Genomic DNA, 26624 nt, shown 5'->3' with positions numbered 1-26624 from the left:
CACGCATGCCGGACTGCACCGTTGTCGTGATCACCTACAACGACGCCGCCCGCCTCCCCCGGGCGGTCCGCTCCGTGCTCGACCAGACGCTCCGCGACCTCGAAGTGATCATCTGCGACGACGCGAGCACCGACGACACCCCGCGCGTGGCCGGGGCTCTCACGCGCGCCGACCCCCGGGTGCGCTACGTGCGCAGGCAGGTCAACTCGGGCGGATGCGGAGCGCCGCGCAACGACGGGCTCGACGCGACGCTCTCGCCGTACGTCATGTTCCTCGACAGCGACGACACGCTGCCGCGGCACGCGTGCAAGAGCCTGCTCACCGAGATCGAGCGGACCGGCGCCGACTTCGTCTCGGGACAGATCGCGCGGCTGTACGAGTCGAGTGGCCGGACCCACCGCTACTACCCGCACCTGTTCGCGAAGCGGCGGGTGGTCGAGGGCATCCGCGAGGAGCCTGAGCTGTTCCTCGACTGCTTCACCACCAACAAGCTGTTCGACGTGTCCTTCCTGCGCCGTCACGCGCTGCGCTTCCCCGAGGACATCCTCTACGAGGACCACGTCTTCGGCGCCGAGATGTACTGCACGGCGCGCAGGTTCGCGGTCGTGCCGTGGACCGTCTACCACTGGCACAGGCCGCAGGACGGCACCTCCATCTCGATGAGCACCAAGGAGATGGACAACGTCCGTCACCGCCTCGAGGCGGCCAGGCGCAGCGACGCGGTGCTGCGCGCGCACGGGTTCGGCGACCTGGTGCCCGATCGGCAGTACCGCTTCGTCCGCCAGGACCTGCGCGTCTACCTCAACCCGCTGCCCTCGCGCGACGTGGCGTGGGCCGCGGAGTTCGCCGGGGTGGTCAGGCCGTACCTCGCCCGGATCCCGGGCGAGGTGCTGGAGCGGCTGCCCGCCACGGCGCGGGTGTGCTGCCACCTGATCCTCGCCGGCAGGGCCGAGGACCTGCGCGTGGCCGCCAGGTCGCTGAACGGCCCGCAGGCGCCGCCGCGCGAGGTCGTCACGCGCGGCGGGCGCACGTACTGGGGCCGCACCCCGGCGCCCGGCATGGACATCACCGCGCTGCACCTGGCCGAGCTGCCCTACACCGCCTCCAGGCTGCGCCACGAGGTGGTCGCGCTCGCGTCGGCGGGCACGCGGATGCGGCTGCGGGTGCGCACCTACGACCCCTTCGGGGTCCTCACGGCGGCGCCCGGGTGGACCGCGTCCCTGCGGTGCGGCACCGTCAGGGCGCCGCTGTCCCCCGTGCCCGACCCCGACGGCGGCTACCTCAGCGAGGTCACCGTCGATCTGGCCAGGCTGCGGGGACGGGGTGACCCGCGCATCGGCTTCACCGGACCCGACGGCCGCACCACGACGGACGTGCTGCTCGCCGACCCCTGCATGGCGCCGTTCACCCTCCGCCACCTGCGGATCAGCGCCGAGGGCAGCGCGGGCCAGCTGTGCGTGCGCCCGCGGCGCACGCCGCGCGTGGCGCTCTCCCGGCTGAAACGGGGCGTGCTCAGGAGACTGGGCATGCCCCGGATGAAGCTGGCCGCCTACAAGGCGCTGATCAGGCTGGTCCCGCCCCGCCCTGACCTGGCCCTGTTCGAGGCCGACTGCGGCAAGGGCTACACCGGCAGCCCCCGCGCCGTCTACGAGGAGGTACGACGCCGCGGCCTGCCCGTCAGCGTCGTCTGGTCGGTCGCCCGCGGCCGGGCCGACTTCCCCTCCGACGCCGCCCTCGTCCGGCGCGGCAGCTGGCGCTACGTCTGGACGATGGCCCGCGCGGGCGTCTGGGTCGACAGCCACGGCTTCCCCCTCGACCACCCCAAGCCGCGCGGCACCCGCTACCTGCAGACCTGGCACGGCCAAGGCATCAAGTCGATCGGTTTCGACGCCCCCGACCTGCGCGCCGACCTGCCCGGCCCGCGCGAGCAGTGGCGCGCGGCCGTCGCCCGATGGGACGCGCTGATCTCGCCGAGCGCCGAGTTCTCCCGCTACTTCGTGCCCGCCCTCGGCTACGAGGGCCGTGTCCTGCGGTACGGCACGCCGCGCTGCGACGCGCTGGTGCGCGGCCGGCCGCCGGAAGGCGTGCGCGAGCGGCTGGAGATCCCGCCGGGACGCAAGATCCTCCTCTACGCGCCCACGTACCGCGACGGCGCCAAGGGCTCGGGCGCCTCGGTGCGCGTGGACCTGGAGGAACTGGCCGAGGCGCTGTCGGGCGAATGGGCGCTGATCCTGCGCACCCACCCCGTCGAGCGCTACCAGGTGCCCCCGCACCTGCGCCACTTCGTCACGCCGGCCGGCTCCTATCCGGAGATCAACGACCTGATCCTGGTCTCCGACGCGCTGCTGACCGACTACTCGTCCGTGATGTGCGACTACGCGGTGACGGGCAAGCCGATGCTGTTCTTCGTCGACGACTGGGACGAGTACCGGCTGACCGAGCGCGGCGTCAACACCGACCTGCCCGCCATCGCGCCGGGCCCGTGCGTCACCACGACCGCCGAGCTCGTCGGGTGCCTGCGCCACCTGCCCGCGGTGCACGCCTCCTTCGCCGCCAGGTACGCCGCGGCGCGCAGGCTGTGGTGCGAGGAGGAACGGGGTGACGCCGCCGCCAGGGTCGTGGCCGACTTCTTCCGGGCGCCGCTCGCCGTACCTGTGGCCGAGCGGTCCCCGCTGCGGGGGGCGACGTGAGCGGGCCGCTGGTGTTCGCCTGCGTGGACGCCGACACCCTCGGCGGCATCCAGCAGGTCACCCACACGCTCGCGCAGGGTCTGGCGGAGCGCGGCCACGAGGTGCACGTCGTGGGCCTGCACCGGGCGCGGGATCCGTTCCGGTACGTCGCGCGGCCGCTCTACCGGCGGCACGTGGTCAACCGGTCCTCCCGGGCGTCGCGGTTCGAAGGAGCGCGGGTGCGCAGGCTGTTGACCGGGATCGGGCCCGGCTTCGCCGTCCTGACCTCGCCGGGAGTGGTGACGCGGCTGTCGGGGCTGCTGCCCGCCCGGACGCGCACCATCGGCCAGTACCACGGCTCCTACCAGCACGCCCGCATCTGCTCGCACCTGGGTTCGATCAGGAAGCACTACGGCGGTCTCGACCAGGCCGTCTTCCTCAGCGAGGACGACGCGCGGCTGTTCGCCGAGCACGCGCTGCTACCCAACACCTGGTCGCTGCCCAACCCCCTGCAGGGCTGGCCCGGCGCGCGGGCCGAGCTGTCGGCGCCGAGGGTGCTCGGCGTGGGCAGGCTGGCGGGCGTGAAACGGTTCGACCGGCTGATCAGCGCGTTCGCCGAGGCGGCGGCCCCGCCATGGGAGCTGCACCTGCTCGGCGACGGGCCCGAGGAGCCGAGGCTGCGCGCCTGGGCGCGGAAGGAGGGCGTCGCCGACCGGGTGGTGTTCCGCGGGCGCGTGCCCGCGGCGGCGATGACGCGGGAGTACCTGTCGGCCTCGATCGTCGCCCTGTCCAGCGAGCACGAGGGCCTGCCGCTGGTACTGATGGAGGCGGCCGCGCACGGCCTGCCCTCGGTCGCCTTCGACGTCTCAGGAGGGGTGCGCTCGATCGGCGGGCTGCTCGCGCCCCCGGGCGACGTGCCCGCCCTCGCCGGACGGCTCGCCGCCCTCATGGGGTCGGCGGACGAGCGGCGGCGCCTGGGCGCCGCCGCTCGCGCCAGGGCCGAGACGTTCCGTCTGGAATCCGTGCTCGACCGCTGGGAGGAGCTGTTCGCTCACATGACGCGCTGAGGGATCTCCGCCTCGGTGCGCTGCTGGGGGACCCCGGCGAGCGAGCGCTGGGTCGAGGTCAGCAGCGCCGCCACGGGACCGGGCTCACGGAAGCGGAGGAACCGGTCGCGCATGCTCTTGCGCAGCCGTGCCCCGCGCCGCTTCTGCATGACCTTCTGCAGGCGGGCGACGTGTTCCATCGCCGCCTGCGGCACGCCGGTCAGCTCGTAGCCGTTGGCCTCCAGCCGCTTGCCGAGCGCCTGCTCGCACAGCCTGATCTCCCACTCGTCGAGGCGCGCCGACCAGCTGCCCACCCGCGACTTCATGACCTCGCCGTGCGTGTTGCTGTGCCAGACCTTGTGGACGGGCACCGCGACGCTGGCCACCTCGTGCGGCGAGCACATCGCCGGGTCGAAGTCCTCGTCGAGGAAGTAGCAGAGCTTCTTCAGCTCGGTCGCGGGGTCGTCGGTCAGGTCCTCGTAGCGCAGCTCGTAGTAGCTGTCCTCCGGCATGGTCTTGCGCAGCCGCCTGCCGGCGTCGATCGCCTCCGCCCAGATGGAGATCGCGTGGAAGGAGTCGTGCTTGAACCACGGCATCTCCTTCAGCGAGGAGACGCAGTCGCGACCGTCCCTGATCAGGTGCACGAACTGCGCGTCAGGGAACAGCCTGACCAGCATGTCGACCTGCTTGACGTAGCTCGGGCGCTTGTCGCCCCACCGGGGCTTGCCGAAGCGTTCGGCGTACATCCTGAACGCGATGCCGATCACCGAGCCGAGCGAACCGGGCCCGTCGACCGCCTGCCTGATGAACTCGTCCCTGTCGATGCCCAGCTCGCGGAACTTCGTACGCTCCCCCGACATCCACTCGGCCAGCGCGAGACGGTTGGCGCCCAGCCGCATGTCACCGAACGAGCGACGCTTGTTGTAGACGGCGCCCACGAACCTGGTCTCCGGCGGCACCGCGATCCTTGGGTGCTGGTGCAGCATGAGCTGCAGCAGCGTGGTACCCGAGCGCGGACAGCCAACGACGAATATCGGCCTGTCAGACATTTAGTGAACCCCCCATTGGCACGTACTCTCGGCTCTCCTCGGGCTTGGGGACCGCGCTGTTGCGGCGGGTGAAGAGCCACATCCGATAGACAAGGAAGATCTCGTTGGTCAGGAACAGGACGCTGATGCCCGCGATGACGGGGATGAGTGACGACTGTCCCAGCAGCGGCGCGATCACGAAGACCGTCGCGTGGAATTCGATGCCGCTGATCACGTGGGATCTGACCCTCCGCCTGGCCATGGCTCTGGTGAGCCTTCGCAGCATCCGGCGCCGTGGCCCGGGTCGCTGCGGCCTCGAGGGCGGTGCCTCCGTCTGGTGCGCCGGTGCCGGCCGCGTCCCCTGCAGCGAACTCGGCTGGCGTACCAGTGGCTGGTGCGCTCTCGGCGCCGGCAGCTGAGGCGGCGTCCTGGAGGCGATCTCCTCTCTGATCGTCTCCCTGACCCGCTTCATCTGCGGCGCGTTGACGTACCTGAACATGTCGAGCACGGCCACGACGGCGCCCAGCACGATGAAGGCGACGTTGCCCGTGGCCGCGTACTGGCCGTAGGCGAGACCGGTGGCGCAGCACAGCTCCCTGATCCTGTCGCCCATGAAGTCGAGCCACAGGCCGAACGGCGTCCCCGTGCCCTTGAGTCGGGCGATCTTGCCGTCGACACAGTCGATCATGAAGCTCAGGTAGAACAGCACCGCCCCCGCGGCGAGCTGACCGGCCGCCAGACACGCGGCCGACGCCATGCCGAGAACCAGCGAGAAGACCGTGAGCCCGTTCGGCGTGATGTTCGTTCGGTTGGCGACGAACAGCGCGACCCGGCAGGCGACCGGGTCCACGAAGTACACGGTCCACCACGAGTCTCTCCGCTTGCATGTCGCGTGGACATCATCGAGCGAGTAGGTCCTCATGGATCCCAGCATGACGACAGCCCGTTGTTCTTCGATTACTCTCTGGAACTACTGGAGAATGTCCATGCTGCTTCTTGACCATCCCGGCACCCCTGGGGCTCCTGGGTAGATCCCCCAGCGTCCAGGTCGTCGTCGTCAGCGCCGTCGAATTGCTCTGCCATGGGCGCCAGCCGAAGGTAGCCGTCCTTGACCAGGTCGCGGTAGGTGGCGCGCACGCCGATCCGCCACGTGCCGCTCTCGAGCGCGGCCGTGTCGATGGCGGCGGTGAAGGTTCTGCGCTTCTTCCAGCGGGCCTTCAACGGCAGCGCGGTCTGGCCGCGTTCCAGCCAGAGCGCGACCTTGACCCTGCGGCCCTCCAGCCGCCTGATGAAGACCTCGCCCTCCAGCTTCAGGCGGCGGCCGTCCCGGGCGGCCTGGCTGATCCTGGCGACGAGCCTGAGCTCCTCGCTGATCTCGTAGACCTTGTAGGGAATGTCCAGCCGCTTGTCGCCGAGGTAGGGGAAGTCGCCGTACCAGCCTTTGGTCTTGCCGCGCAGCTGGACCGCGCGGGGCTCCCCCGCCGCCTTGACGCGGTACTTGCGAACCTCGGCGAGTTCCTTGACCAGTCCCTTGCGGAGCAGGTGCAGTTCGAGGCGGCGCAGCGCGGGAGCCTCCTTCACCACCGAGCGGCGCAGCCCGGACAGCCAGTTCCTGCCCAGTTCGAGCAGCTCGCCGCGGTCGTCGGCGCTGGAGTCGGCGACCGCCTGGAGGAGGAAGGCGGTGTCCTTCTCCAGCACCACGCGGTCGAAGGGCACCACCAGCCGCGGCGCGGCCTCGGCCATGAACCCGCGCACCTGCCTGATCGCCTGGTGGCGCGCCATCAGGTTGGGCAGCTCCTCACGCCGCTGCGTGATCGAGGGCTCCCCGATGTCCCGCTCCCTCCACCGGTAGACGACGTCGGACAGGACGTCGACCTGTTCGGCGGCGACATGCGCCTTGATCGCGACGGACAGGTCCTCGTAGATGCCTTCGGCGAACTCCAGCTCGGCCGCGTCCCAGAAGGAACGCCGGTACACCTTGTTCCACACCGTCCGGTCTCTGACCAGGACGCGCATGCGGGAGATGTGGGTGCGCTCCACGCTGCGCCTGAACGGCTTCATGTGCAGCGCCGACGGCGACAGCTCGCCCGAGCGCAGCCGTTCGACGCCGCCGCAGGCCAGGTCGGAGCCGGTCGTTTCGAGGGAGCCGACGAGCGCGTCGTAGGCGCCGGACGGCACCAGGTCATCACTGTCGGCGAAGGCCAGGTAGGTGCCGCTCGCGTGCCGTACACCGGTGTTGCGGGCGGGGCCGGGGCCGCGCCGCTCCTGGGTGACCAGGGTGAATCTGGGGTCCGCCTCGACGAAGGCCGCGGCCATCGCCCGGCTCCCGTCGGTGGACCCGTCGTCCACGAGGATCACTTCGAGATCCCGCAGGGTCTGGGTGGCGAGCGACTCCAGGCATTCGGTGATGTACGGCTCGACATTACAGAACGGCACTATCACGCTGAGCAGGGGCATGCTCGCAGCATGCCTGGCCCATGACCGCCCGGCAGCCGCCATGCCTGTCCCTGATCAGCTCTTTACCCACATGCGAATCCGCTACGTTGGGCATCGACACGAGCACGCTTCGTAGGGGGACGAGGTGCTGAGACACGTCCGTGAGCACGACCTCGAGATCATCCGGGGCTGGCGCAACCATCCGAAGGTCAGGGCGGCCAGCCTGACCACCCACGAGATCGGCCCCGGCGAGCACGCCCGCTGGTGGGCGGCCCTGAGCGGCGACCCGAGCCGGCAGGTGCTGGTCTACGAGCACGCCGGCGTCCCGTCCGGCGTGGTGACCTTCGCCGGTCTCGGCCCCGGCGTCACGACCGCGACCTGGGGCTTCTACCTCGACATCGACGGCCTGGAGTCGTCGGGCGAGCTGCTGCGGGCGTGGATCGGCCTGGAGCGGGCCGCGATCGAGCACGCCTTCGGCCCGCTCGGCCTGGTGAGGTTGCGCGGCGAGGTGCTCGAGGACAACGAGTCGGTCAGGCGCCTGCACCGGCGCTTCGGTTTCGCCGAGATCGGCTCCGACACCCGGGCCGTCGACGGCGCCGACAGGAACGTCATCACCATCCAGCTCAGCAGAGAGGACAACGCGTGATCTCCATCGCGGGGCGCGAGATCGGGGCGGGGCACCCGCCGTTCGTCATCGCCGAGATGTCCGGCAACCACAACGGCGACCTCGGCCGGGCGCTGGCCATCGTCGACGCGGCCGCCGCCGCGGGGGCCCACGCGCTGAAGCTGCAGACCTACCGGCCCGACACCATCACCGTCGACGCCGACGGCCCGGCCTTCCGCATCGGCGAGGGCCACGCGCTGTGGGGCGGCGAGAACCTCTACCGGCTCTTCGAGCGGGCGCACACACCGTGGGAGTGGCACCGGCCCATCTTCGAGCGGGCGCGCGAGCGGGGGATGGTGCCCTTCTCCTCCCCGTTCGACCCGACGGCGATCGACCTGCTGGAGAAGCTCGACGCGCCCGCGTACAAGATCGCGTCGTCGGAGATCGTGGACCTGCCGCTGATCAGGCTGGCGGCGGCCACCGGCAAGCCGCTGGTCATCTCCACCGGCATGGCGACGATCGCCGAGATCCACGCCGCCGTCGAGGCCGCCCGCGAGGCGGGGTGCACCCAGCTGGCGGTGCTGGCCTGCACCGTCTCCTACCCCGCCGACCCCGCCGAGAGCAACCTGCGGGCGCTGCCGCTCCTGGCGGGCGTCACCGGCACGGTGGTCGGCGTGTCGGACCACACGCCCGGGATCGGGGTGCCGCTCGCGGCGGTCGCGCTGGGCGCCTGCCTGATCGAGAAGCACGTCACGCTCTCGCGTGACGACGGCGGGGTCGACTCCGCCTTCTCCCTGGAGCCGGCCGAGCTGGCGGCGCTGGTGGTGGAGAGCGAGCGGGCCTGGCGCTCGCTCGGCGCCCCGGTGCTCGGGCCGCGGCCGAGCGAGCGCGAGGGCCTGCGGTTCCGGCGCTCGCTCTACGTCGTGCGCGACGTGCGGGCGGGCGAGCCCGTGACCCCCGACAACGTCAGGTCGATCAGGCCGGCGGGCGGGCTGCCGCCGGCGGCGGTGAGCACGGTGATGGGCCGCACCTTCACCAGGGACGTCACCCTGGGCACGCCGTTGACCTGGGACCTCATCTGAGCAGGGCGTCGACGACGCGTTCCCTGCCCCTGCCATCGACGAGCTCCCGGCCGCGCGTGCCGTACTCGGCTCGCAGGCCGGGGTCGGTGAGCAGACGGCGCAGCGCGGGCACCGCGAGCTCGGCGCTGCCGCCGAGCCCCGCCGCCAGGCCGCGGCCGACCAGCGCCTCGTATCCGATGAGCTGGTTGTCGGCCACCCAGGTGAGCGCGGCGGGCACCCCGAGATACAGCAGCTCCCAGACGGCCGAGCCGGCGGCGGTCACCACGAGATCGGCGGCGGCCATCAGGTTCGGCAGCAGGTCGGTGGGCGGCATGACGGTGATGCCCTCCCCCGCCTCCAGCGGGGCCGGGCTGATCACGGTGGCGGTGAACGGCACGCCGGTCGCCCGCAGCGCCTCGACCCACCGCGGCGTGACCCCGGCGGCGTCGGTGCCGCCGAAGAAGCACAGCACGTGGGGCACGGCGACCCCCGGCCAGCGGGGCGGGCGGATCGCGCGCCGCACGCTGTCGCGCAGCAGGACGTAGCGCGCCCCCGCCAGCCGCACCCCCGGGTACGGCAGCCGGCAGGGCACCTCCTCGGCGCCGAGGTTCTGGTCGAGGTAGAGGTGCGCCTCCTGCCCGAGCGGATCGCCGTCGATGATGGCCAGCACGCGGGTGCCGGCCGCCATGAGCGCGGCTCCCGTCCCGGGCGGCAGCGTGTAGGAGTCGAGCACGACGAAGTCGAGCCCGAACGCCGCGAGCCGTTCGGGCTCGGCCGGCGCCGGGCGCACGGGCAGGGCGCGCAGGTCGAGCTGCCGCCACGCCCACGGCAGCGAGCCCATGTCGCCGAGGAAGGACACGCGGGTGCCCCGCGCGCGCAGCTCCTCGGCCAGCGCCACGCAGCGGATCAGGTGCCCCACACCGATCGTGGTGCCCGCGTCGCACCGGATGCCGACGCGCACGCTACGCCTCCCGCAGCGCCTTCTGCTCGACGTGTGCGTTGATCATGCACGCCTCCGGTCGCGCACGCAGCCAAGCGACCAGCTCGCGCACGCGGGCGCAGCGGTCGCCCAAGGCGGCCACCATCAGGGCGATCAGCCGCCAGTCGTCCTCGGTGTCGAGCGTGACGCGCAGGTCGGGAGCGGCCGGGCGGTAACTGAGGCCGAGCAGGTGGAAGTCGTCAGGATGAGTGTAGATGTGGGAGGTGACGTGCGTGCGGTGGTAGCCGGTGGCGACCTTGCCGACCGCCTCCAGTACGTCTCTGCCGACGATCTCGACGTCCATGCCGCGCGGCAGCGTACGGACCAGGCTCGTGGTCAGGTAGTCGAGCCCCGGCAGGGCCTGGTAGGCCAGCGCCGCCTGACCGATGACCTCGGGGTCGAGCAGCGGGCAGTCGGCGGTGAACCGCATGACGGCCTCGCACGGGCGGCTCTCCAGCGCGCCGAGGAACCGGGTCAGCACGTCGTCGACGGGACCGCGGTGCCAGGCGACGCCGATCCGCCGGCACTCGGCGACGACCGCGTCGTCCGCGGCCTGCCCGGTGGTCGCCACGACGAGGTCGTCGACGGCCCCCGACCGCTCGACGGCCCTGACCACCCAACCGAGCACCGAGCGACCCCCCAGGTCGCGCAGCACCTTGCCGGGCAGCCGGGTTGATCCCATGCGCGCTTGAATGACTCCGACAATACGCACTGATGCCCCATTCCCCCGTGTGACCGTGCGTGTCTGCTTCGTCGCGCTAGGCTACCGGCCAACCTGCGCAGACGCAGGTCGTACCACCGAAATGAGGGGGCGGCGTGAGCGTGGTGAGCGGATCGTCAATGTTGATCACGGGGGGCACGGGCTCCTTCGGCAAGGCCTTCGTGCGCCACGCCCTCGACCATCTCGGCGTGCGCCGCCTGGTCGTCTTCTCCCGCGACGAGCTCAAGCAGTACGAGGCCCGGCAGTTGTTCGGCGAGGACGAGCGGCTGCGCTGGTTCATCGGCGACGTGCGCGACCGCGACCGGCTGACCCGCGCCATGCACGGCATCGACTACGTCGTCCACGCCGCCGCGCTCAAGCAGGTCGACACGGCCGAGTACAACCCCTTCGAATACGTCAGGACCAACATCGCCGGCTCGCAGAACGTGGTCGAGGCGGCGATCGACTGCGGCGTGCGCAAGGTCGTGGCGCTGTCGACGGACAAGGCCTCCGGCCCCGTCAACCTGTACGGCGCGACCAAGCTCGTCGCCGACAAGCTCTTCGTCTCCGCCAACCACTACGCCGCCGGCCACGTCACCAGGTTCGCCGTGGTCCGCTACGGCAACGTGGTGGGCAGCCGGGGCTCGGTCGTGCCGTTCTTCCTGCGCCTGGCCAGGGAAGGCGCGAGCCTGCCGATCACCGACAAGCGGATGACCCGCTTCTGGATCACGCTCGAGCAGGCGGTCGGGTTCGTCGTCGACTCCTTCGACATGATGCAGGGCGGCGAGCTGTACGTGCCGCGCATCCCGAGCATGCGCATCACCGACCTGGCCGAGGCGCTGGCCCCGGGAAGCCCGATGGAGGAGATCGGCATCCGGCCGGGCGAGAAGCTGCACGAGGAGATGATCGGCCCTGACGACGGCAGGCGCACGTTGCGCCTCGCCGACCGTTATGTGGTCCAGCCGACGATCGCGACCTGGGGCTACGTCCCGCCGCAGGGCGGTGAGGTGCTCCCCGAGGGATTCGCCTACCGCTCCGACACCAACGACCGGTGGCTGTCGGTCGAGGACCTGCGCGCCATGGTGATGGTGAGCGCCTGATGCTGCCCTACGGACGCCAGTCGATCGACGAGGCCGACATCGCGGCCGTCTGCGAGGTGCTGCGCGGCGACTGGCTGACGACGGGTCCCGCCGTCGCGCGGTTCGAGCGCGAGCTGGCCGCGTGGACGGGCGGGGTGCCGTGCGTCAGCGTCACCTCGGGCACGGCGGCGCTGCACGTCGCCTACGCGGCGGCGGGGATCGGGGCGGGTGACGAGGTGGTCACCTCACCGCTGACGTTCGTCGCCACCGCGGCCACGGCGGTGCTGCTCGGGGCCAGGGTGGTCTTCGCCGACGTGGAGCCGGGCACCGGCACCCTCGACCCGGCCGCGGCCGCCGCCGCGGTGACGGCGCGGACCCGCGCGATCACCGCCGTCGACTACGCGGGTCACCCCGCCGACTACGACGAGCTGCGGCGGGTCGCCGACGGGTGCGGCGCGCTGCTGGTCGGCGATGCCGCGCACTCGATCGGGGCCGCCTATCGCGGGCGGGCGGTCGGCTCGGTCTGCGACCTGACGACGTTCTCGTTCTTCCCCACCAAGACGGTCACGACGGCCGAGGGCGGCGCGGTCGCCGTGCGTGACGCCGAGCTGTTCCGGCGCGCGGCGATGTTCAGGAACCACGGCCTGGTCCGTGACCCGGCCCTGCAGCGCGACCCCGAGGTGGGCGGCTGGCACCAGGAGGTCCACGCCTTCGGGCTCAACTACCGGCTGCCCGACGTGCTGTGCGCGCTCGGCGTCAGCCAGCTGCGCCGCCTGCCCGCGTTCATGGCGCGCAGGGCCGAGCTGGTGGCGCGCTACACGAAGCTGCTGGGCGGGGTGCCGGGCCTCACGCTGCCCGTCCAGCGCGACCACGTCACGCCCTCGTGGCATCTCTACCCCGTACGGATCCATGACGGGCGGCGGCGCGAGGCCTACGACAGGATGCGCGCCGCCGGCATCGGGGTCCAGGTCAACTACGTCCCCGCCTACTGGCATCCGGTCTTCGAGGACCTCGGCTACCGCCGCGGCCTGTGCCCCGAGGCAGAGGCGTACTACAGCGAGCAGCTGTCGCTGCCGCTCTTCCCCGATCTGACCGACGGCGAGCAGGACCGCGTCGTCGAGTGCCTGGCGGGCATCCTCAGCCGGCGCTCCGCTCCCTGATCATGAGGCAGCCGTCCTCGCCCCTGTCGACGAGGTAGCGCCGGTCGCCGACCTCGGCCTCGGGCTTGGCCGCGGTCTCCACCACGAGCCTGACGATCCTGCCCTGGTCGATGACGACGTCCCACCAGGCCTCCTCCTGCTGGGAGTCGTCGATCGCGGCGAAGGACAGGCGGCTGGTGAAGGCGTTGCCGTCCAGGTCGACGGGGAAGTAGATCTCCTCGCCGTCGTGCCGGCGGATCAGGCGCAGGACGGGCTCGCCGTCGCCCAGCGCGCGCAGCTCTCCCGACACCACGAGCCGGTCGTCCTGGACGTGGCACTCGCGCACGACGGCGTCGCGCCGCAGCAGCCGGATCCCCCACGCGCCACGGAAGGACCGCACCGGCACCAGCCACCGGCCGCCCATGCGGACGGGCACCGGTGTCGAGGGCGGATCCCAGCGCACGCCACCGACCTTGCCCTCCAGGCACAGTCCTGGACGGCGCAGCTCCACGCGCAGGTCCCAGTGGCCGACCCCGCGGGCGGGCAGCGCGGCGGGGTCGATCGTGAACGCGAAGTCGTAGCCGCTCTCCAGGGCCGCGCCGGCGCCCCAGGCGATCCTGTCCCAGGAGGGGAAGGCCGTCGCCTGGCCCAGCGGTATCCTCGCGCCGCTCTTGCGCTCCCGCAGCGACACGCTGAGCCTGGCCCGGCCGAGGGCGCCGGCGTCGAACCTGCCGATCGCGGCCCTCCCCTCGCCGTGCAGCTTCCCGTCCTGCCAGTCCAGCCGGACCAGCCGGGAGGACAGGGACAGGTCACGGGAGAGCGGCGTCAGATGGCCCGGCAGCTGGGGGTGCTCGGCGACCCAGCGCCGTCCCCGCAGGCCGGACCTGCGCATCAGAGGCTGCAGGGCGCCGCTCTCCACCTCGTCGACGACGTCCAGCAGCGGGCCGAGCTCGCGCCGGCGCAGGAGGTGGACCAGCAGCCGGCGCGCCCACGGCAGGTCGAGCCAGCCCGAGAGCGGGACCTGGTCGAGGTAGGAGACGGCCAGGTCGACGATGTCGGGGGGCAGCGCGTCGCCGTGGTGGGCGACGGCCTCCACCACCACCTGCATGTCGATGTCGAGGGTGTCGGTGTCGAAGGCGGCGGCCAGCTTCGGCGCGCCTCCGCGCAGGATCCTGGAGGCGTCGCACACCGACAGCAGCCGGTCGCGCAGGTTGTCCGGCTCGAGCTTGCGCTGCGTGATGGACGAGTCGGCCTCGTCGCGCTGCCGCCAGTGGTAGACGACCTCCCGCAGCACGTCGACGGAGGCGGCGCGGACGTGCGCGGCCATGGTGACCGGCTGGTCCTCGTACATCCGGTCGGGGAAGGCCAGGCGCAGCTCGTCCCAGAACGCGCGCCGGAAGACCTTGTTCCACACCATGCGGTCGCGGATCAGCAGCGGATGGCGGGTGATGTGGGTGCGCTTCATCGAGGTCCTGAAGGCCTGCCGGTGCGCCCACGACGGCACCAGCTGCCCGCCGATGAGCCGCTTGGCGTTGCCGCAGGCCAGGTCGGAGCCGGTCGACTCGAGCGAGCCGACCAGCCTGCGCAGCGCGTCACGGGGCACCACGTCGTCGCCGTCGACGAAGGCGAGGTAGCGGCGCGTCGCGTGGCGCACCCCGACGTTGCGGGCCATGCCGGGACCGGTGTTGCGCTGCCTGATCAGGCGGAACCTGTCGTCGGCCGCGCACAGCGCCGCCGCCGCCGCCGCGCCGCCGTCCGTCGATCCGTCGTCGACGCAGATCACCTCGAGGTCGCGCAGGCTCTGCGCCGCCACCGACTCCAGGCACTCGCCGACGTACTTCTCCACGTTGTGGAAGGGAATGATCACCGAAAGCACAGCGACTCCCTTCAACCGGAGAACGTACGGAGGACCCTGCGGGCCAGCCGTCTGGGGCGCGCCAGCCTGCGCGACAGCCGGTGACGCAGCGACCTGCGGACGGCCTGCGCCTTGCGCTGCGCCTTCTTCAGCTTCGCCTTGGTCTTCCTGAGGTCGCGCTCGCGGTAGGTCAGCTTGGTCTCCAGCCTGGACACCCTGGCCTGGGAGTCGGTCAGCCGCCGGTGGAGGTGGTCGCGGGCGTCGAGCAGCTCGCGGTAGTCGGGCGGCGTCTGGCCTGGCTCGATGACCGCGCCGATCTCCTCCTCCAATTCGGTGGCCGCCACCAGGTGCTCCTTGTCGCACGGGATCCCGCACATGCCGGCCAGCGTGAGCGCGAGCTGGTCGGCCTCGACCGGCCACGGCCACGGGTGGTGGTGGCCGGCGGCGAGCAGCCGTACGGCGAAGCGCCACAGGATCCGGCAGAGCACCACCTCGACGGCGGGCGCGTCGTCCAGCGTCCACCCCTCCTCGGCCAGCCGCAGCCGCTCGCCGTCCCAGACGAGGTTGTCGGTGGTCCCGAAGACCGCGACCGCGGGATCCTCGCCCTTCACCCACGCGCCGAGCACGGCGAAGGTGCGCCTGAGCGCCCGCAGGTCGTCACGGGCGCACCCCTCCAGCAGGATCTCCTCCAGCACCCTGCCGTGCGGGATGGGCGTGCGTGCGGCCGGATCCGCCAGGCGCACCCGTCCGACGGCGGGCGGCGCCGACATCACCGTACGGCTCCAGCCGTGGCCGCCGTAGACCACCTCGTGCACCACGGGGCCGCTCTGGAGCAGGCCCATCGGCAGGATGGCGTGGTGGGCGGCGACCGGGCCCTTGGCCGCGACGGTCACCCACAGCGGGGCCAGCCGGTCGGCCAGGTCGTGCCGGAAGGCGGTGCGGGTCAGGTGGAGCGGGTCGGCGACGATCATCCTCGCGTCGTAGCCCCTGGCGCTGAGGGGGACGGCGAGCGCGTCCGGCGGGCGCTGGGCCAGCACGTGGGTGGCCAGCAGCGCGCGCGGCGCCTCACGCGTGGGGTAGGCCGCGTAGCACGTCTCCGTGGCGAAGCGCAGCGCGTGGAGCTCCAGCTCGACCGTCTCGGGGCCGTTGGGGTAGGTGACGTCGAAGCCGTGGGGCGTCCACTGTGAGTCGTCGCCCTCGCGACCGGCGGGCCTGGCCGACACGAACCGGTCCACGCCCAGGTCGTTCTCCACGCCCAGGACCAGCCGCCCGCCCTCGGCGACCAGCTCCGACAGCGCGGCGAGCGTCTCCCGCCAGGTCTGCGGCGGCTCCTCGGCCGAGTGCAGGGCGGCGATCCCGTCGAAGGCGAGCACCAGGTCGTACGGCGCGGCCTGCGCGAGCGTGTCCAGCCTGCCGCAGTAGACGCTCGCCGCCGGATGCCTGGTGGCCAGCGCGCAGGCGTCCGGGTAGGAGCGCAACAGCGCCGACAGCGACCCGGCCCGCGCGGCGACCAGGTCGAACAGACCCTGGGGATGCGGTCCGACGACCAGCACCCGGCCCCGTTCGGGCACCAGGAGGGACACCAGTTGCGTGGCGACGGCCCCCCAGTCCCTGGCCTGCGTCAGATCCGACCACAACAGCATCTCGCCACCGATCAACTGGACATTGTCCGGCGTCGTGTTCACGCGCATCGCGCCTTTCTCCATCCGAACAGGCGTCGCAGCTCTTCCGGGCTCGCCTGGTAGTCGAAACCGAGCTCGCGCCGGGCCACCTCGCGGGCGAGCTCGCGATCGACGCGCACGCCGTGCAGGTCGGGCCACAGGCGCATCCGGCGCTCCGTGCCGCCGTACTCGGGACGTTCGTCCTCGTACTGCATCGGGTCCCCGTACACGGCGATGTCACAGCCGACGGACGCGCCGTAGAACAGGGCGCTGCCCAGCCGGTTGGAGGCGACCCTGCGGTGGCGGCGCAGCTCGGCCAGCTGCCCGCGCAGGAAGTCGCGGCCCTTGCCGTCCCAGCGCGAGCCCCGGTGACCGTGGCTGATGACGCGGAATCCGGCCGATTCGTAGGCCCGCCTGATGCCCGCGTCGCCGTACTCGAGCCAGTAGAGGCAGACGGTCACCGGCCCGGTCTCCACCTCGCGGATCTCCGCCGCGAGCCTGGCGTGGTCGCCGTTGACCGAGCTCTTCTCCCAGCCGTGGAAGGGGTACCAGATCGTGCCCTCGCGCTCGTCCTCCGGCACCCGTCCCAGGTCGGGCTCCAGGTGGAGCAGGTAGACCCAGGGCGCGCCGATGAGGTAGTGCTGCCTGCGGCCCATCGACCAGCCTCTGCGGCGCAGCACGTCGGACCAGACGAACCGGGGGTAGCCGGGGCTGCACCACTTGTCGTTCGGCGGGAAGCCGTGAAGGTAGTTCCAGCCGTGTTGCACGAATCCCTGGATACGTTGGGGCGTTCCCTGAGCCATCCCGCAGTAGCGTCCGAAGATCTGTGAGTGCCCGTACCAGTGATTGGATTCGTCCACACCGAACCTCCTCGTGAGCCTGCGTTCGGCTGACGTTTCCATTCGCCCCCGTGAGCCGCGCGGCTCTATACCCATCCATTACTCGCGGTGGAAGTTGCCTTCACGCGCCGCCCCCCTGCCCACCGCCGCGACGCTACACTGCGTTTCGATTCTGTCGCACATAGTGAGGAAACATGAGACATCTCGATCGTCTGCGCGTCGTCTTCCGCAGCGCGCTCAACCTGCCGGACGGCACCGACGTCGACGCGCTGGAGTATCGCGGCGTCCCGCAGTGGGACTCCCTGGGCCACATGGCGCTCGTGGCCGCGATGGAGGACGAGTTCGACATCGTGATCGACACCGACGACATGCTCGACATGAGCTCGTTCGGCAAGGCCGTGCTGCTGCTGGAGAAGCAGGGTGTCGCGGCCTGAGCCGCGGGTCGCCCTCGTCACCGGCTCCACCAAGGGCATCGGCAGGGCGGTCGCGGCCAGGCTCGCGGCCACCGGCCACGAGGTGGTCGTCCACGGCCGCGCGGCCGAGGCGGCGGAGAAGGCGGCGGCGGAGCTGGCCGAGCGGACCGGCGGGGCGGTCGGCGCCGTCCACGGCGACGTGGCCGATCCCGACGCCGTCGCCGCCATGATGCGCGAGGTCCACCGCAGGCACCGGCGGCTCGACGCGTTGGTGATCAACGCGGGTGTCCACGAGGCGGCCCTGCTGGGCATGATGCGCGGCGCGTCGGTGAGCCGCCTGTTCGAGGTCAACGCCATGGGCGCGACGCACACCCTGCAGGCCGCGGTGAAGCTGCTGCGCAGGGGCACGGCTCCGGCCGTGGTCCTCGTCTCGTCCGTCATGGGCGCCAGGGGCGGCGCGGGACAGGCCGTCTACTCCGCCACCAAGGCCGCCGTGCTCGGTCTCACGCTGGCCGCGGCCAAGGAGCTCGGGCCGTCCGGGATCAGGGTCAACGCCGTCGCGCCCGGCTTCGTCGAGACCGGCATGCTGGAGTCGCTGGACGAGCCCGGCCGCGCCGCCACGATCGCCGCCACGCCGCTCGGCAGGCTCGGCAGGCCGGACGACGTCGCCGCGAGCGTGGCCTTCCTGCTGTCGGCCGAGGCGGCTTTCGTCACGGGTCAGGTCCTCGGCGTCGACGGCGGCCTGGTGCTCTGACCCCGTCCGGCGCCCCGCAGCAGGAGCGCCGCGACGATCGGTGCCCGGCAGGGCAGGAAGGCACAGCGAATGGACCCGTTCCCCCACCCGCACGCGAGTCTCGTCGTGGCGGAAACGCAGGACGTGCTCGGCGCCGACGAGCTGACCGCGCGCATCGCCGACGCGGCGCGCAAGCTGGCCGCGGCGCCGCCGGGGCCGCTGTTCCTCGGCATGCGCAACGACCTGCCGTCCGTGCTCGCCTATCTGGCCGCGCTGCGCTCGGGCAGGCCCGTCGCCCTGCTCGACCCCGCCCTTCCGGCGGCCGTGCTCGCCGACCTGACCGACCGCTTCGCGCCCGCCGCCGTCGCGGGGTTCCAGGCCACCACCGCGGGGTTCGAGCCCGCCGTCGCGGGGTTCCAGCCAGCCGCCGCGGGGTGCGAGCCCGCCGCCGTCGCGGGGTTCGCCGTCGCGCACCGGCCGCGGCCGCGCGCCGCCCCCGACCCGCATCCCGACCTGGCCGTCCTGCTGACCACGTCGGGCTCCACCGGCAACCCCAAGCTCGTCCGGCTCTCGCACCGGGCCATCATGGCCAACGCCCGCGCCATCGCCCAGGCCCTGCGCCTGACCCCCGCCGACGTGGCACCCACCAGCCTGCCGCTCCACTACAGCTACGGCCTGTCGGTGCTCAACAGCCATCTGGCGGCCGGCGCCACCATCGTGCTCACCGGCGCGAGCCTGCTCGAACGGCCCTTCTGGCGCCAGCTGGCCGAGCATCGCTGCACCTCGCTGGCGGGCGTGCCGTACCAGTACGAGATGCTGCGCCGGCTGCGCTTCGACCCCGCCGCCCATCCCGCGCTGACCACGCTGACCCAGGCCGGCGGCAGGCTGCGCCCCGAGCTGGTCGCCGAGTTCGCCGCCAAGGTCGACCGGTTCTTCGTGATGTACGGCCAGACCGAGGCCACCGCCCGCATCGCCGTGCTGCCCCCCGAGCGCCTGCCGGACAAGCTCGGCTCGGCGGGTGTCGCGCTGCCCGGCGGCGCGCTCGGCGTCGAGAACGGCGAGATCGTCTACCGCGGCCCCAACGTGATGATGGGCTACGCCACGAGCGCGGCCGACCTGGCCAGAGGCGACGACCTCGGCGGCGTGCTGAGGACCGGCGACCTGGGGTATGTCGACGAGGAGGGGTTCCTGTTCGTCACCGGCCGGGTGAAGCGCATCGCCAAGGTCTACGGGGTACGCGTCAACCTCGACGACGTGGAGCGGCTCCTGCGCGACTGCGGTCCCGTCGCGGCCACCGGCGGCGACGACAGGGTGACGGTGTGGACCGAGGGCCTGGACCGGGGCGCGCGCGAGTCGCTGGCCCGGCGGCTGGCCGGCGAGCTGCGCCTGCACTGGAGCGGCTTCGACGTGCGAGAGGTGGACCGGCTGCCGCTCCTCGCCACCGGAAAGATCGACTATCGAGCGCTGGAGGCCCGCGCATGAGCGTCTTCACCCTGACCCAGGCGGCCAAGGAGGCGGCGCTGCTGCCCCAGCTGGCCGCCATGACCGAGCGACACAGGCGCGACTGCGAGCCGTACCGGCGGATCATGGCGGCGATCGGGGCGGCGCCGCCGTACGCGTCGGTCGCCGACCTGCCGTGGCTGCCGGTGCGGCTGTTCAAGACGCACGAGCTGCGCAGCGTCCCGCCGGAGCGGGTGTTCAGGGTGCTGACCTCCAGCGGGACGAGCGGGCAGCGGCCCAGCCGCGTCCACCTCGACAGGGAGGCGGCGGCCACGCAGACCCGCATGCTGGCGGCCACCATGCGGGTCGTGCTCGGCGAACGGCGGCTGCCCATGCTCGTCGCCGACAGCCGGGCGGTCGTGCGCGATCCGACGCTGAGCGCGCGCGGCGCGGGCGTGCTCGGCATGATGACCTTCGGCAGGGACCACGCCTTCGCCCTCGACGAGGAGGGCAGGCCCGATCCGCGGGCGGTCGCGGACTTCCTCGCCGAGCACGGGCGCGAGCCTTTCCTGATCTTCGGGTTCACCTTCATGGTCTGGCTCTACCTGCGCGAGCTGGAGGCCGACCTGTCCAACGGGATCCTGGTCCACTCCGGCGGCTGGAAGAAGCTGGCCGACCAGGCGGTCGACAACGCCGCCTTCCGCCGCCACTTCGCCGAACGCACGGGGCTGACCGCCGTGCACAACTTCTACGGCATGGTCGAGCAGATCGGCACCGTCTACCTGGAGGGCCCCGACGGCGGCGGGCTGTACTGCCCCGACTTCGCCGACGTGGTGGTCCGCGACCCCGCCACCTGGCAGGAGGCGCCGGTGGGCGTGCCCGGCGTGATCGAGGTGGTCAGCACGCTGCCCACCTCCTATCCGGGGCACGTGCTCCTGACCGAGGACCTCGGGGTGGTCCACGGCGTCGACGACGGGGTGTGGCCCGGCAAGAGGTTCTCCGTCCTGGGCCGGCTGCCCAGGGCGGAGGCGCGCGGATGCGGCGACACGTTCGGAGCGGCGGCCTGATGATCGACATCCTGTTCCCCGTCCCCGGCAGGTCGACGCCCGAGACGCTGGTCGCCGAGCTGGCCGCCCCGCCCGCCGGCGGGCCCCTGGTGGTCGGCGACGACCGGATGCGCGCCTTCCTCACCACCTTCGGCGCCAGGCTGCTCAGCCCCGCGATCTCCCGCCGCCACCCCGAGCTGGGCTCGCTCGGGTTCTTCCTGCGCCGCGTCGAGCTGGCCAGGGCCATCGACCTGCTCGACGGCGAGCACCTGAGGGTGCCGCGCGGGCTGGTCTTCCACGTGCCCCCGGCCAACGTCGACACCGTCTTCGTCTACTCGTGGGCGCTGTCGGCTCTCATGGGCAACCACAACGTCGTACGGCTGTCGCCGCGCTCGGGAGCGGTCGCCCGCACCATCGTCGACACCCTCGCCAGGGCTCTGCGCGACGCCGATCCGGCCGTCGCGCAGACGCAGCGGATCGTCTCCTACGACCGTTCCGAGGAGGCCACCGCCGCCTTCTCGGCCGCCTGCGACCTGCGGGTCATCTGGGGCGGCGACGCCGCCGTCACGGCCATCCGGCGCCACCCGCTCGCGCCCCGCGCCCGCGACCTGACCTTCCCCGACCGCTCGTCGTTCGCCGTCATCCGGTCGGTGGCGTGGCTGGGCAGCTCGCCGGCCGTACGGGCGGCCGCCGCCGAGGGCTTCGCCAACGACTCCTACTGGTTCGACCAGGCGGCGTGCTCGTCTCCCAGGACGGTGTTCTGGGTCGGCTCGGCCGCCGACACCGACAAGGCGCACGCCGACTTCACGCTGCGGCTGGCCGGGGCGATCGCCGCCCGCGGCTGGAACGTCGACGCGGCCATGGCGGTCGAGAAGCGCGTGGCCACCTACGGGATGGCGGCCGACGGCGACGGCAAGTCGATCACCTTCCACGGCAACACGCTGGCCGAGGTACGGCTGGCGACCCCCACGGCGATGCCGAGGCGCTGGCTCGGCATGGGCACCTTCGCGCACACCAGGCTCGCCGACCTGGCCGAGCTGGTGCCGCTCGTCGAGCGCAAGGACCAGACGATGACGCACTTCGGCTTCGCGAAGGACGAGCTCGAGACGCTGGCCAAGGCGCTGGCCGGGCGGGGCGTCGACCGCATGGTGCCCTTCGGCTCGGCGCTGACCTTCCACCGGGTGTGGGACGGGGTGGACCTGCCCTCCGAGTTCACCCGCATGGTGACGGTCCACGCGCCGGTCCAGGACCGGCCGCCCGCCCGGACCGACGCGCGCGGAGGCAGAGACGCCCGCGGGAGCGGTGACCCGCGCGGGAGCAGTGACCCGCGTGGGCTCAGTGACCCGCGCGGGATCAGTGACCCGCGTGGGGGCAGCCGCGGGCAGTGACACGCGCGAGGGCACTCGCGATGGGGCACGATAGACGAGGTCCGTTGATCCCCCGTCGATGGAGGTGCCCGATGTTCTCGCGCGGTCTCGTCACAGCCGCCATGACCGCCACGCTCCTGCCGGCCTTCCCCGCGCACGCGACCCTCCCGACGCCATCCGCGCGGGCCGCCCTCCACGGTGGTGCGGCGGCCACGGTCGACTGCGCCAAGGTCAAGTGCCTGGCGCTGACCTTCGACGACGGGCCGGGAGCCGCGACCGGCACGCTGCTGACCACCCTGCGGAAGTCGGGCGTCAAGGCCACGTTCTTCCTCATGGGCAAGCACGTCGAGGAGCGGCCCGCACTGGTGAAACGCATGGCGGCGGAAGGTCACGAGATCGGCAACCACACCTGGTCGCACCCGAGCCTTCCCACGCTGTTCGACGAGGAGATCACCACGGAGCTGAAGGCGACCCAGGACGCCGTCGCCCAGGTGACCGGCAGGGCGCCGAGGCTGTTCCGCCCGCCGTACGGGCAGACCGACGACCGGGTGGCGGCGCTGGCCGGCGACGAGGGGATGGCGCAGGTGCTGTGGACCGGCACCACGCTCGACTGGAAGCTGCGCGACGAGAAGAAGATCAGGGCGGTGGTGCTCAAGCTGGCCAGGCGCGACGGCGTCATCCTGATGCACGACGTGGTCCCGCAGACCGTGCGGGTGATGCCGGCGCTGGTCAAGGAGCTGAAGAAACGCGGCTACCATCTCGTGACGGTGTCGGCGCTGCTCCAGGGGCGCAGGCTCGCACCGGGTGAGACCTACCCCTAGCCCGTTTTGCGCTGATCCACTTCCCTCCGGACAATAACCTCGATGATCGTCGAACGCTCCACGGCACGGATCTTCCTCAGTGTTCAGGCAGTGCTCCTGCTGTGGTGGGCCGCGTACTACCCCGGTCTGTTCAGCCGCGACTCCGTCCTCTACCTGAGCCACACCATCGTGGGCCCATGGGTGAGCGACCACTCCGTCCTCTACGACGCGATGCTGTGGCTGAGCGTGAAGCTCACGGGCGCCGTCAGCCCGGTGACGCTGCTGCAGACCACGGCGATGGCGCTGGCGGTCTCGCTCCTCGCGCAGGAGCTCAAGGGGCTCGGCGCGCCGAGGATCCCGACGACCGTGGCCGCGGTCCTGCTGCCGTTCGCGCCGCCGTTCGGGGCCTTCTCGGTGACGTTCTGGAAGGACGTGCCGTTCACCGCCTGCATCATCGGCATCACGGCCGTCTGCGCGCGGATCGCCAGGAACAAGGGCCCGACCCGAGGGACACTGCTCGCGCTCGGCGCCGTGATGCTGGGCGCGGGGCTGTTCAGGGCCAACGGGTTCCTGGTCGTGGGCATCGTGGTGGCGGTGCTGCTGGTCATCGGCAAGGGGTTCAGGAAGCGGCTGGCGGCGGTGGGGCTGCTCGCCGCGGGCGTGCCCGTCCTGCTCACCAACCTCGTCCTGCCCCAGGTCGGCATCGTGCCGCCGTCGCGCACGTTCGTCTACCACACCGCCTACGGCGACATCGCGGTGGCCTGGAAGGAGCGGACGGACCTGTTCACCACGCGGGACGTGGCGCTCATGGCCCAGATCGCGCCGCTCGAACGCTGGTGGAGAGGCGGCAACTGCAACACGATCAATCCGCTGATCTGGCGCGGCGACTTCGACTGGCGGCGCTCCGACGAGCTCAGCCCGCAGGTGATGGAGCTGTGGAAACGCATCCTCCTGCAGGCGCCGGACCAGGTGGTCAAGACCAGGTTGTGCAGGGGCGCGATCGCGTGGCGGCCGGGGGCCGACCGCTGGTCGGAGGGCGGCGAGACCTACCACTTCTCTCGCCGGTGGTTCGCCTGGGAGTACGTCGGGCCCGACATGATCGAGCGGCATCCCGAGCTCGAGAGCTTCAACCTGAGCCCGCTGTCGTGGCCGCTGCACGACCTGGCCGACGGGTGGCTGTCGGCCTCCTTCGAGCCCGATCTCGACTGGCTGGTGTGGCGGGGGCCGATCTGGTGCTACGCCGCGTACGTGGCGCTCGCCGCGGCGGCATGGCTGCGCGGCAACCGGTGGGTGCTCGGCATCGCGGCGGCGATCCTCGGCCAGCAGCTCGCGGTGCTCGCCAACATCTCCGCCCAGGACTTCCGCTACATGGCCTCGCCGATCTTCATCGGCTTCCTCATGCTTCCTCTGCTTGTGCGCTTCTGGCGAGCGGGGCGCCGGTAAGCTCGGTCAAATGACAAGACGGCTGGCGTGGCTCGACGCTCTGCGGGGCCTGGGCGCGACAGCCGTCCTCGTCGAGCATCTCAACTACCACGTCCTCGACCAGCTGCGGCCGCGCTGGATGAACCTCGGGATCTACGGCGTCCTGGTCTTCTTCCTGGTCAGCGGCTACATCATCCCGGCCTCGCTGGAGCGCAGGGGTGACGTGCGGGCGTTCTGGATCAGCAGGGTCTTCCGCCTCTACCCGCTCTACCTGCTGCTCATCGCCGTCACGCTGGTGCTCTCGCCACTGCTGCCGCTACGCGGCGACACCAACGTGTTCGCGCACCTCACGATGCTGATGGAGGTCACGGGCTCGGCGGGTCTCGTCGAGCCGATGTGGACACTCTCCTACGAGATGGTCTTCTACCTGCTGGTCACCGGGTTGTTCGTGGCGGGCGTGCACCGGCGCAGCGGGTGGTTCGCGCTCGCCTTCGCGCTGCTGGCGACGCTGGTGGCCTTCACCCTGCCCCGCGAGGGGCATCTGCTCGACGGCCCGTGGGCGCCCGTCGCCGTGCTGGTCGTGGCCGCGGCCGGCCTGGCCGGCGTGCTGTCCGGCTCCCGCCCGGCCCGTACGGCGGGCGCGGTCGTGCTCGCCGTTCTGGCCGTGACGCTGGTCTGGATCGGCAGCAGGGAGTCGTGGCAGGGGGCGATGGTCCTGTCGGTGATGTTCACCGGCACCGCGATCCACCGCTGGGAGCACGGCCGGAGTTCGGGGCTGTGGCCGGTGGCCGGGGTCGCGGCGCTGATCGTGCTGGTGCCGTTCCTGCGGCCGGTGACGTTCAACGGCCTGACGAACCTGGCCACGATGGGCCTGGCCGCGGCGACGTTCGCGCTGTTCTTCGCGCTGCGCGGGCGGTCGCTGCCGCGCGTGCTGGCCTGGCTGGGCCTGATCAGCTACTCGATCTATCTCGTGCACGTCCCGCTGATCAAGCTGGCGCTGCTCGTCGTCGGCGACCCCGGACGCTTCCCGTGGCCCGCGCAGTTCGGTCTCGGCCTGGCGTTGTTCGGGGCGATCCTGGCCACGAGCTGGGTCACCTACCGTTTCGTCGAGCTGCCCGCCCAGCGCTACGGCAGGCGGCTGATCGAACGGCGGGCCGCCGGCCGCGGTCTCGTCACTGCTGTCTAGCGTCGTAGAGCTCCCGCGACCTGGCGATGCACGAGCTGTGCCGCCGTGACCAGTCGGTGAGCGTGAGCATCGCCTCGTACAGCTCCAGCGCCATCGGCGTCGCCTGGTACTCCACCTTGGGCGGCACGGTCGGGTAGACGGTGCGGGTCAGCATCCCGTCGCGCTCCAGGTTGCGCAGGGTCAGCGTCAGCATGCGCCGGGAGATGCCCTGGATGAGCCGCTCCAGCTCGGTGAACCTGATCGGCTCGCCCGCCGCCGCGACGATGATCTGGATGGCCCACTTGCCCGCGATCCGGTCGAGGATCTCCCTGGGCGGGATCGGGGGCGGCCGTCTGGGCGGCCGTCGCCATCCTGGGGGCCGCGCTCGCAGCAGCCCTGATCATGCTGCCGCGCCACCGGACGGCCGAGGTGGGCGAGGAGCGGGCACGGCAACTGGCTTGACGATCGCAGTCACTCGATTACCATAGGTGATGCACCGCCCACTAGGGCGGTGAAGTGGGGCCGGGTTTTCCGCCGGATGGCGGGCGCCCGGCCTTTGCGCTGTCAGGACGCGGTCGCCTCGCACGAGAGTTCCACCAGCCCGTCCAACGCCTTGAGGTGCCGCTCCTCTCCGCGCGCGAGCTGCGCCGCCGCGGCGCCCACCACGATGTCGGCCACCCACAGCAGCGGCGTCCACCTCGCCGAGGCGTGCACGAACGTGAACTGCCGTGGGCGCCCCACGAGCGCCGAGAGCACCTTGCGGTCGATCTGGTTCTGCCGATCCTCGCGACGGTCGATGACCAGGTGGCCGACGCAGGGAGCCAGACTCAGCACCGCCCAGCCCAGCGCCCGCGCCCGCGCGGCCTCCTGGCGCTGCGGGCCGGAGAACCGGCAGGCATAGACGCTCGCCTCGACATCCAGCGACGCGACCGCCCGCACGAGGGCATCGCACCGCCTCGCCTTCCTTGCACCAGTGCGGCGGCCGGCCGGTGGGGACACAGTCGGTCAGCAGGTGGCGCACCTCGTCGTCGAGCGACGGCTCGGCACGCACCACGGCCAGGAGGTACAGCCCCTGCCTGTCATGGATCGATTCGTCGATGTATCCGAAACGCAAAGGGGGAGTCACGGAAGGCGATTATTCC

At 71.9% G+C, this 26624-nt stretch carries 24 protein-coding genes; 14 read left to right on the top strand and 10 right to left on the bottom strand.

The features are described 5' to 3' along the window. The first annotated feature begins 5 nt into the window (after positions 1-5). Complete coding sequence (locus ACWDLG_RS14835) at positions 6-2690, top strand: CDP-glycerol glycerophosphotransferase family protein (RefSeq protein WP_449919952.1); 2685 nt, start codon at positions 6-8, stop codon at positions 2688-2690. Beyond that, positions 2687-3736: a glycosyltransferase gene (locus ACWDLG_RS14830; protein ID WP_449919949.1), complete on the top strand. Its 1050-nt coding sequence runs from the start codon at positions 2687-2689 to the stop codon at positions 3734-3736. The genes ACWDLG_RS14835 and ACWDLG_RS14830 overlap by 4 nt, the downstream gene beginning before the upstream one ends. On the opposite strand, the gene ACWDLG_RS14825 is transcribed toward ACWDLG_RS14830, so the two are convergent. Genes ACWDLG_RS14825 through ACWDLG_RS14815 form a run of 3 tightly spaced genes read right to left on the bottom strand, consistent with a single transcriptional unit; the run spans position 3721 to position 7200 of the window. Next, positions 3721-4764, bottom strand: coding sequence for a sulfotransferase family protein (locus tag ACWDLG_RS14825; RefSeq protein ID WP_354906330.1), 1044 nt, complete (start codon positions 4762-4764; stop codon positions 3721-3723). The genes ACWDLG_RS14830 and ACWDLG_RS14825 overlap by 16 nt on opposite strands. Further along, positions 4757-5665 (bottom strand): CDP-alcohol phosphatidyltransferase family protein, encoded by a 909-nt coding sequence (locus tag ACWDLG_RS14820; protein WP_354906331.1) that lies wholly within the window; start codon positions 5663-5665, stop codon positions 4757-4759. Before ACWDLG_RS14820 ends, ACWDLG_RS14825 begins: the two co-directional genes overlap by 8 nt. Positions 5666-5700: 35 nt before the next feature. Further along, positions 5701-7200 carry a glycosyltransferase family 2 protein gene (locus ACWDLG_RS14815; RefSeq protein ID WP_449919946.1) on the bottom strand — a complete coding sequence of 500 codons (1500 nt, stop codon included), beginning with the start codon at positions 7198-7200 and terminating at the stop codon, positions 5701-5703. Positions 7201-7324: 124 nt separating this feature from the next. Between ACWDLG_RS14815 and ACWDLG_RS14810 the strand changes: the two genes are divergently transcribed. Further along, the gene (locus tag ACWDLG_RS14810; RefSeq protein ID WP_449919944.1) at positions 7325-7825 is read left to right on the top strand and encodes a GNAT family N-acetyltransferase; all 501 of its coding nucleotides are present in this window, start codon (positions 7325-7327) and stop codon (positions 7823-7825) included. Continuing rightward, on the top strand, positions 7822-8865 hold the full coding sequence (gene pseI, locus ACWDLG_RS14805; protein WP_449919942.1) for a pseudaminic acid synthase: 1044 nt from the start codon (positions 7822-7824) through the stop codon (positions 8863-8865). Before ACWDLG_RS14810 ends, pseI begins: the two co-directional genes overlap by 4 nt. Here the strand turns inward: pseI and ACWDLG_RS14800 are convergent. Both ACWDLG_RS14800 and ACWDLG_RS14795 read right to left on the bottom strand, forming a co-directional pair. Further along, complete coding sequence (locus ACWDLG_RS14800; protein ID WP_449919939.1) at positions 8858-9805, bottom strand: PseG/SpsG family protein; 948 nt, start codon at positions 9803-9805, stop codon at positions 8858-8860. The two genes, pseI and ACWDLG_RS14800, sit on opposite strands and share 8 nt — an antisense overlap. A 1-nt stretch (position 9806) precedes the next feature. Further along, the gene (locus tag ACWDLG_RS14795; RefSeq protein WP_449919936.1) at positions 9807-10535 is read right to left on the bottom strand and encodes a cytidylyltransferase domain-containing protein; all 729 of its coding nucleotides are present in this window, start codon (positions 10533-10535) and stop codon (positions 9807-9809) included. 128 nt (positions 10536-10663) lie between these two features. On the opposite strand from ACWDLG_RS14795, the gene pseB reads away from it, so the two are divergent. After that, positions 10664-11623: a UDP-N-acetylglucosamine 4,6-dehydratase (inverting) gene (gene pseB / locus ACWDLG_RS14790; protein ID WP_354906340.1), complete on the top strand. Its 960-nt coding sequence runs from the start codon at positions 10664-10666 to the stop codon at positions 11621-11623. Next, the gene (locus ACWDLG_RS14785; RefSeq protein ID WP_449919933.1) at positions 11623-12762 is read left to right on the top strand and encodes a DegT/DnrJ/EryC1/StrS family aminotransferase; all 1140 of its coding nucleotides are present in this window, start codon (positions 11623-11625) and stop codon (positions 12760-12762) included. Before pseB ends, ACWDLG_RS14785 begins: the two co-directional genes overlap by 1 nt. On the opposite strand, the gene ACWDLG_RS14780 is transcribed toward ACWDLG_RS14785, so the two are convergent. The 3 genes from ACWDLG_RS14780 to ACWDLG_RS14770 are packed head-to-tail and all read right to left on the bottom strand — an operon-like array spanning position 12740 to position 17117. Further along, positions 12740-14617: a glycosyltransferase family 2 protein gene (locus tag ACWDLG_RS14780; protein ID WP_449919931.1), complete on the bottom strand. Its 1878-nt coding sequence runs from the start codon at positions 14615-14617 to the stop codon at positions 12740-12742. The two genes, ACWDLG_RS14785 and ACWDLG_RS14780, sit on opposite strands and share 23 nt — an antisense overlap. Before the next feature lie 11 nt (positions 14618-14628). After that, positions 14629-16287 carry a hypothetical protein gene (locus ACWDLG_RS14775; protein ID WP_449919928.1) on the bottom strand — a complete coding sequence of 553 codons (1659 nt, stop codon included), beginning with the start codon at positions 16285-16287 and terminating at the stop codon, positions 14629-14631. Next, positions 16278-17117: a hypothetical protein gene (locus ACWDLG_RS14770; protein WP_354906346.1), complete on the bottom strand. Its 840-nt coding sequence runs from the start codon at positions 17115-17117 to the stop codon at positions 16278-16280. Before ACWDLG_RS14770 ends, ACWDLG_RS14775 begins: the two co-directional genes overlap by 10 nt. Positions 17118-17290: 173 nt before the next feature. On the opposite strand from ACWDLG_RS14770, the gene ACWDLG_RS14765 reads away from it, so the two are divergent. The 8 genes from ACWDLG_RS14765 to ACWDLG_RS14730 all read left to right on the top strand — a co-directional run bounded on the left by ACWDLG_RS14765 (position 17291) and on the right by ACWDLG_RS14730 (position 25503). After that, positions 17291-17530: an acyl carrier protein gene (locus ACWDLG_RS14765; protein WP_354906348.1), complete on the top strand. Its 240-nt coding sequence runs from the start codon at positions 17291-17293 to the stop codon at positions 17528-17530. Beyond that, a complete protein-coding gene (locus tag ACWDLG_RS14760) occupies positions 17517-18263 on the top strand; it encodes an SDR family NAD(P)-dependent oxidoreductase (protein ID WP_354906350.1) in 747 nt (248 codons plus the stop codon). The genes ACWDLG_RS14765 and ACWDLG_RS14760 overlap by 14 nt, the downstream gene beginning before the upstream one ends. A gap of 69 nt (positions 18264-18332) precedes the next feature. Continuing rightward, positions 18333-19724: an AMP-binding protein gene (locus ACWDLG_RS14755; protein ID WP_449919923.1), complete on the top strand. Its 1392-nt coding sequence runs from the start codon at positions 18333-18335 to the stop codon at positions 19722-19724. Further along, positions 19721-20749, top strand: a complete 1029-nt coding sequence (locus ACWDLG_RS14750; RefSeq protein ID WP_449919921.1) for a LuxE/PaaK family acyltransferase — start codon at positions 19721-19723, stop codon at positions 20747-20749. The genes ACWDLG_RS14755 and ACWDLG_RS14750 overlap by 4 nt, the downstream gene beginning before the upstream one ends. Next, on the top strand, positions 20749-22116 hold the full coding sequence (locus ACWDLG_RS14745) for an acyl-CoA reductase (protein ID WP_449919918.1): 1368 nt from the start codon (positions 20749-20751) through the stop codon (positions 22114-22116). Before ACWDLG_RS14750 ends, ACWDLG_RS14745 begins: the two co-directional genes overlap by 1 nt. Positions 22117-22187: 71 nt before the next feature. Beyond that, positions 22188-22916: a polysaccharide deacetylase family protein gene (locus tag ACWDLG_RS14740; protein WP_449919915.1), complete on the top strand. Its 729-nt coding sequence runs from the start codon at positions 22188-22190 to the stop codon at positions 22914-22916. Between the two features lie 42 nt (positions 22917-22958). Beyond that, positions 22959-24338, top strand: a complete 1380-nt coding sequence (locus ACWDLG_RS14735) for a hypothetical protein (RefSeq protein ID WP_449919912.1) — start codon at positions 22959-22961, stop codon at positions 24336-24338. 10 nt (positions 24339-24348) lie between these two features. Continuing rightward, entirely contained in the window at positions 24349-25503 is a 1155-nt protein-coding gene (locus tag ACWDLG_RS14730; protein WP_449919911.1) for an acyltransferase family protein, read from the top strand. On the opposite strand, the gene ACWDLG_RS14725 is transcribed toward ACWDLG_RS14730, so the two are convergent. Beyond that, the gene (locus ACWDLG_RS14725) at positions 25490-25795 is read right to left on the bottom strand and encodes a winged helix-turn-helix transcriptional regulator (RefSeq protein WP_449920568.1); all 306 of its coding nucleotides are present in this window, start codon (positions 25793-25795) and stop codon (positions 25490-25492) included. The two genes, ACWDLG_RS14730 and ACWDLG_RS14725, sit on opposite strands and share 14 nt — an antisense overlap. Before the next feature lie 251 nt (positions 25796-26046). Further along, a complete protein-coding gene (locus ACWDLG_RS14720; protein ID WP_449919909.1) occupies positions 26047-26421 on the bottom strand; it encodes a hypothetical protein in 375 nt (124 codons plus the stop codon). Positions 26422-26624: the final 203 nt, after the last annotated feature.

It is taken from the genome of Nonomuraea sp. NPDC003727, assembly GCF_053586935.1.
This window is presented reverse-complemented; position numbering and strand designations above follow the sequence as displayed.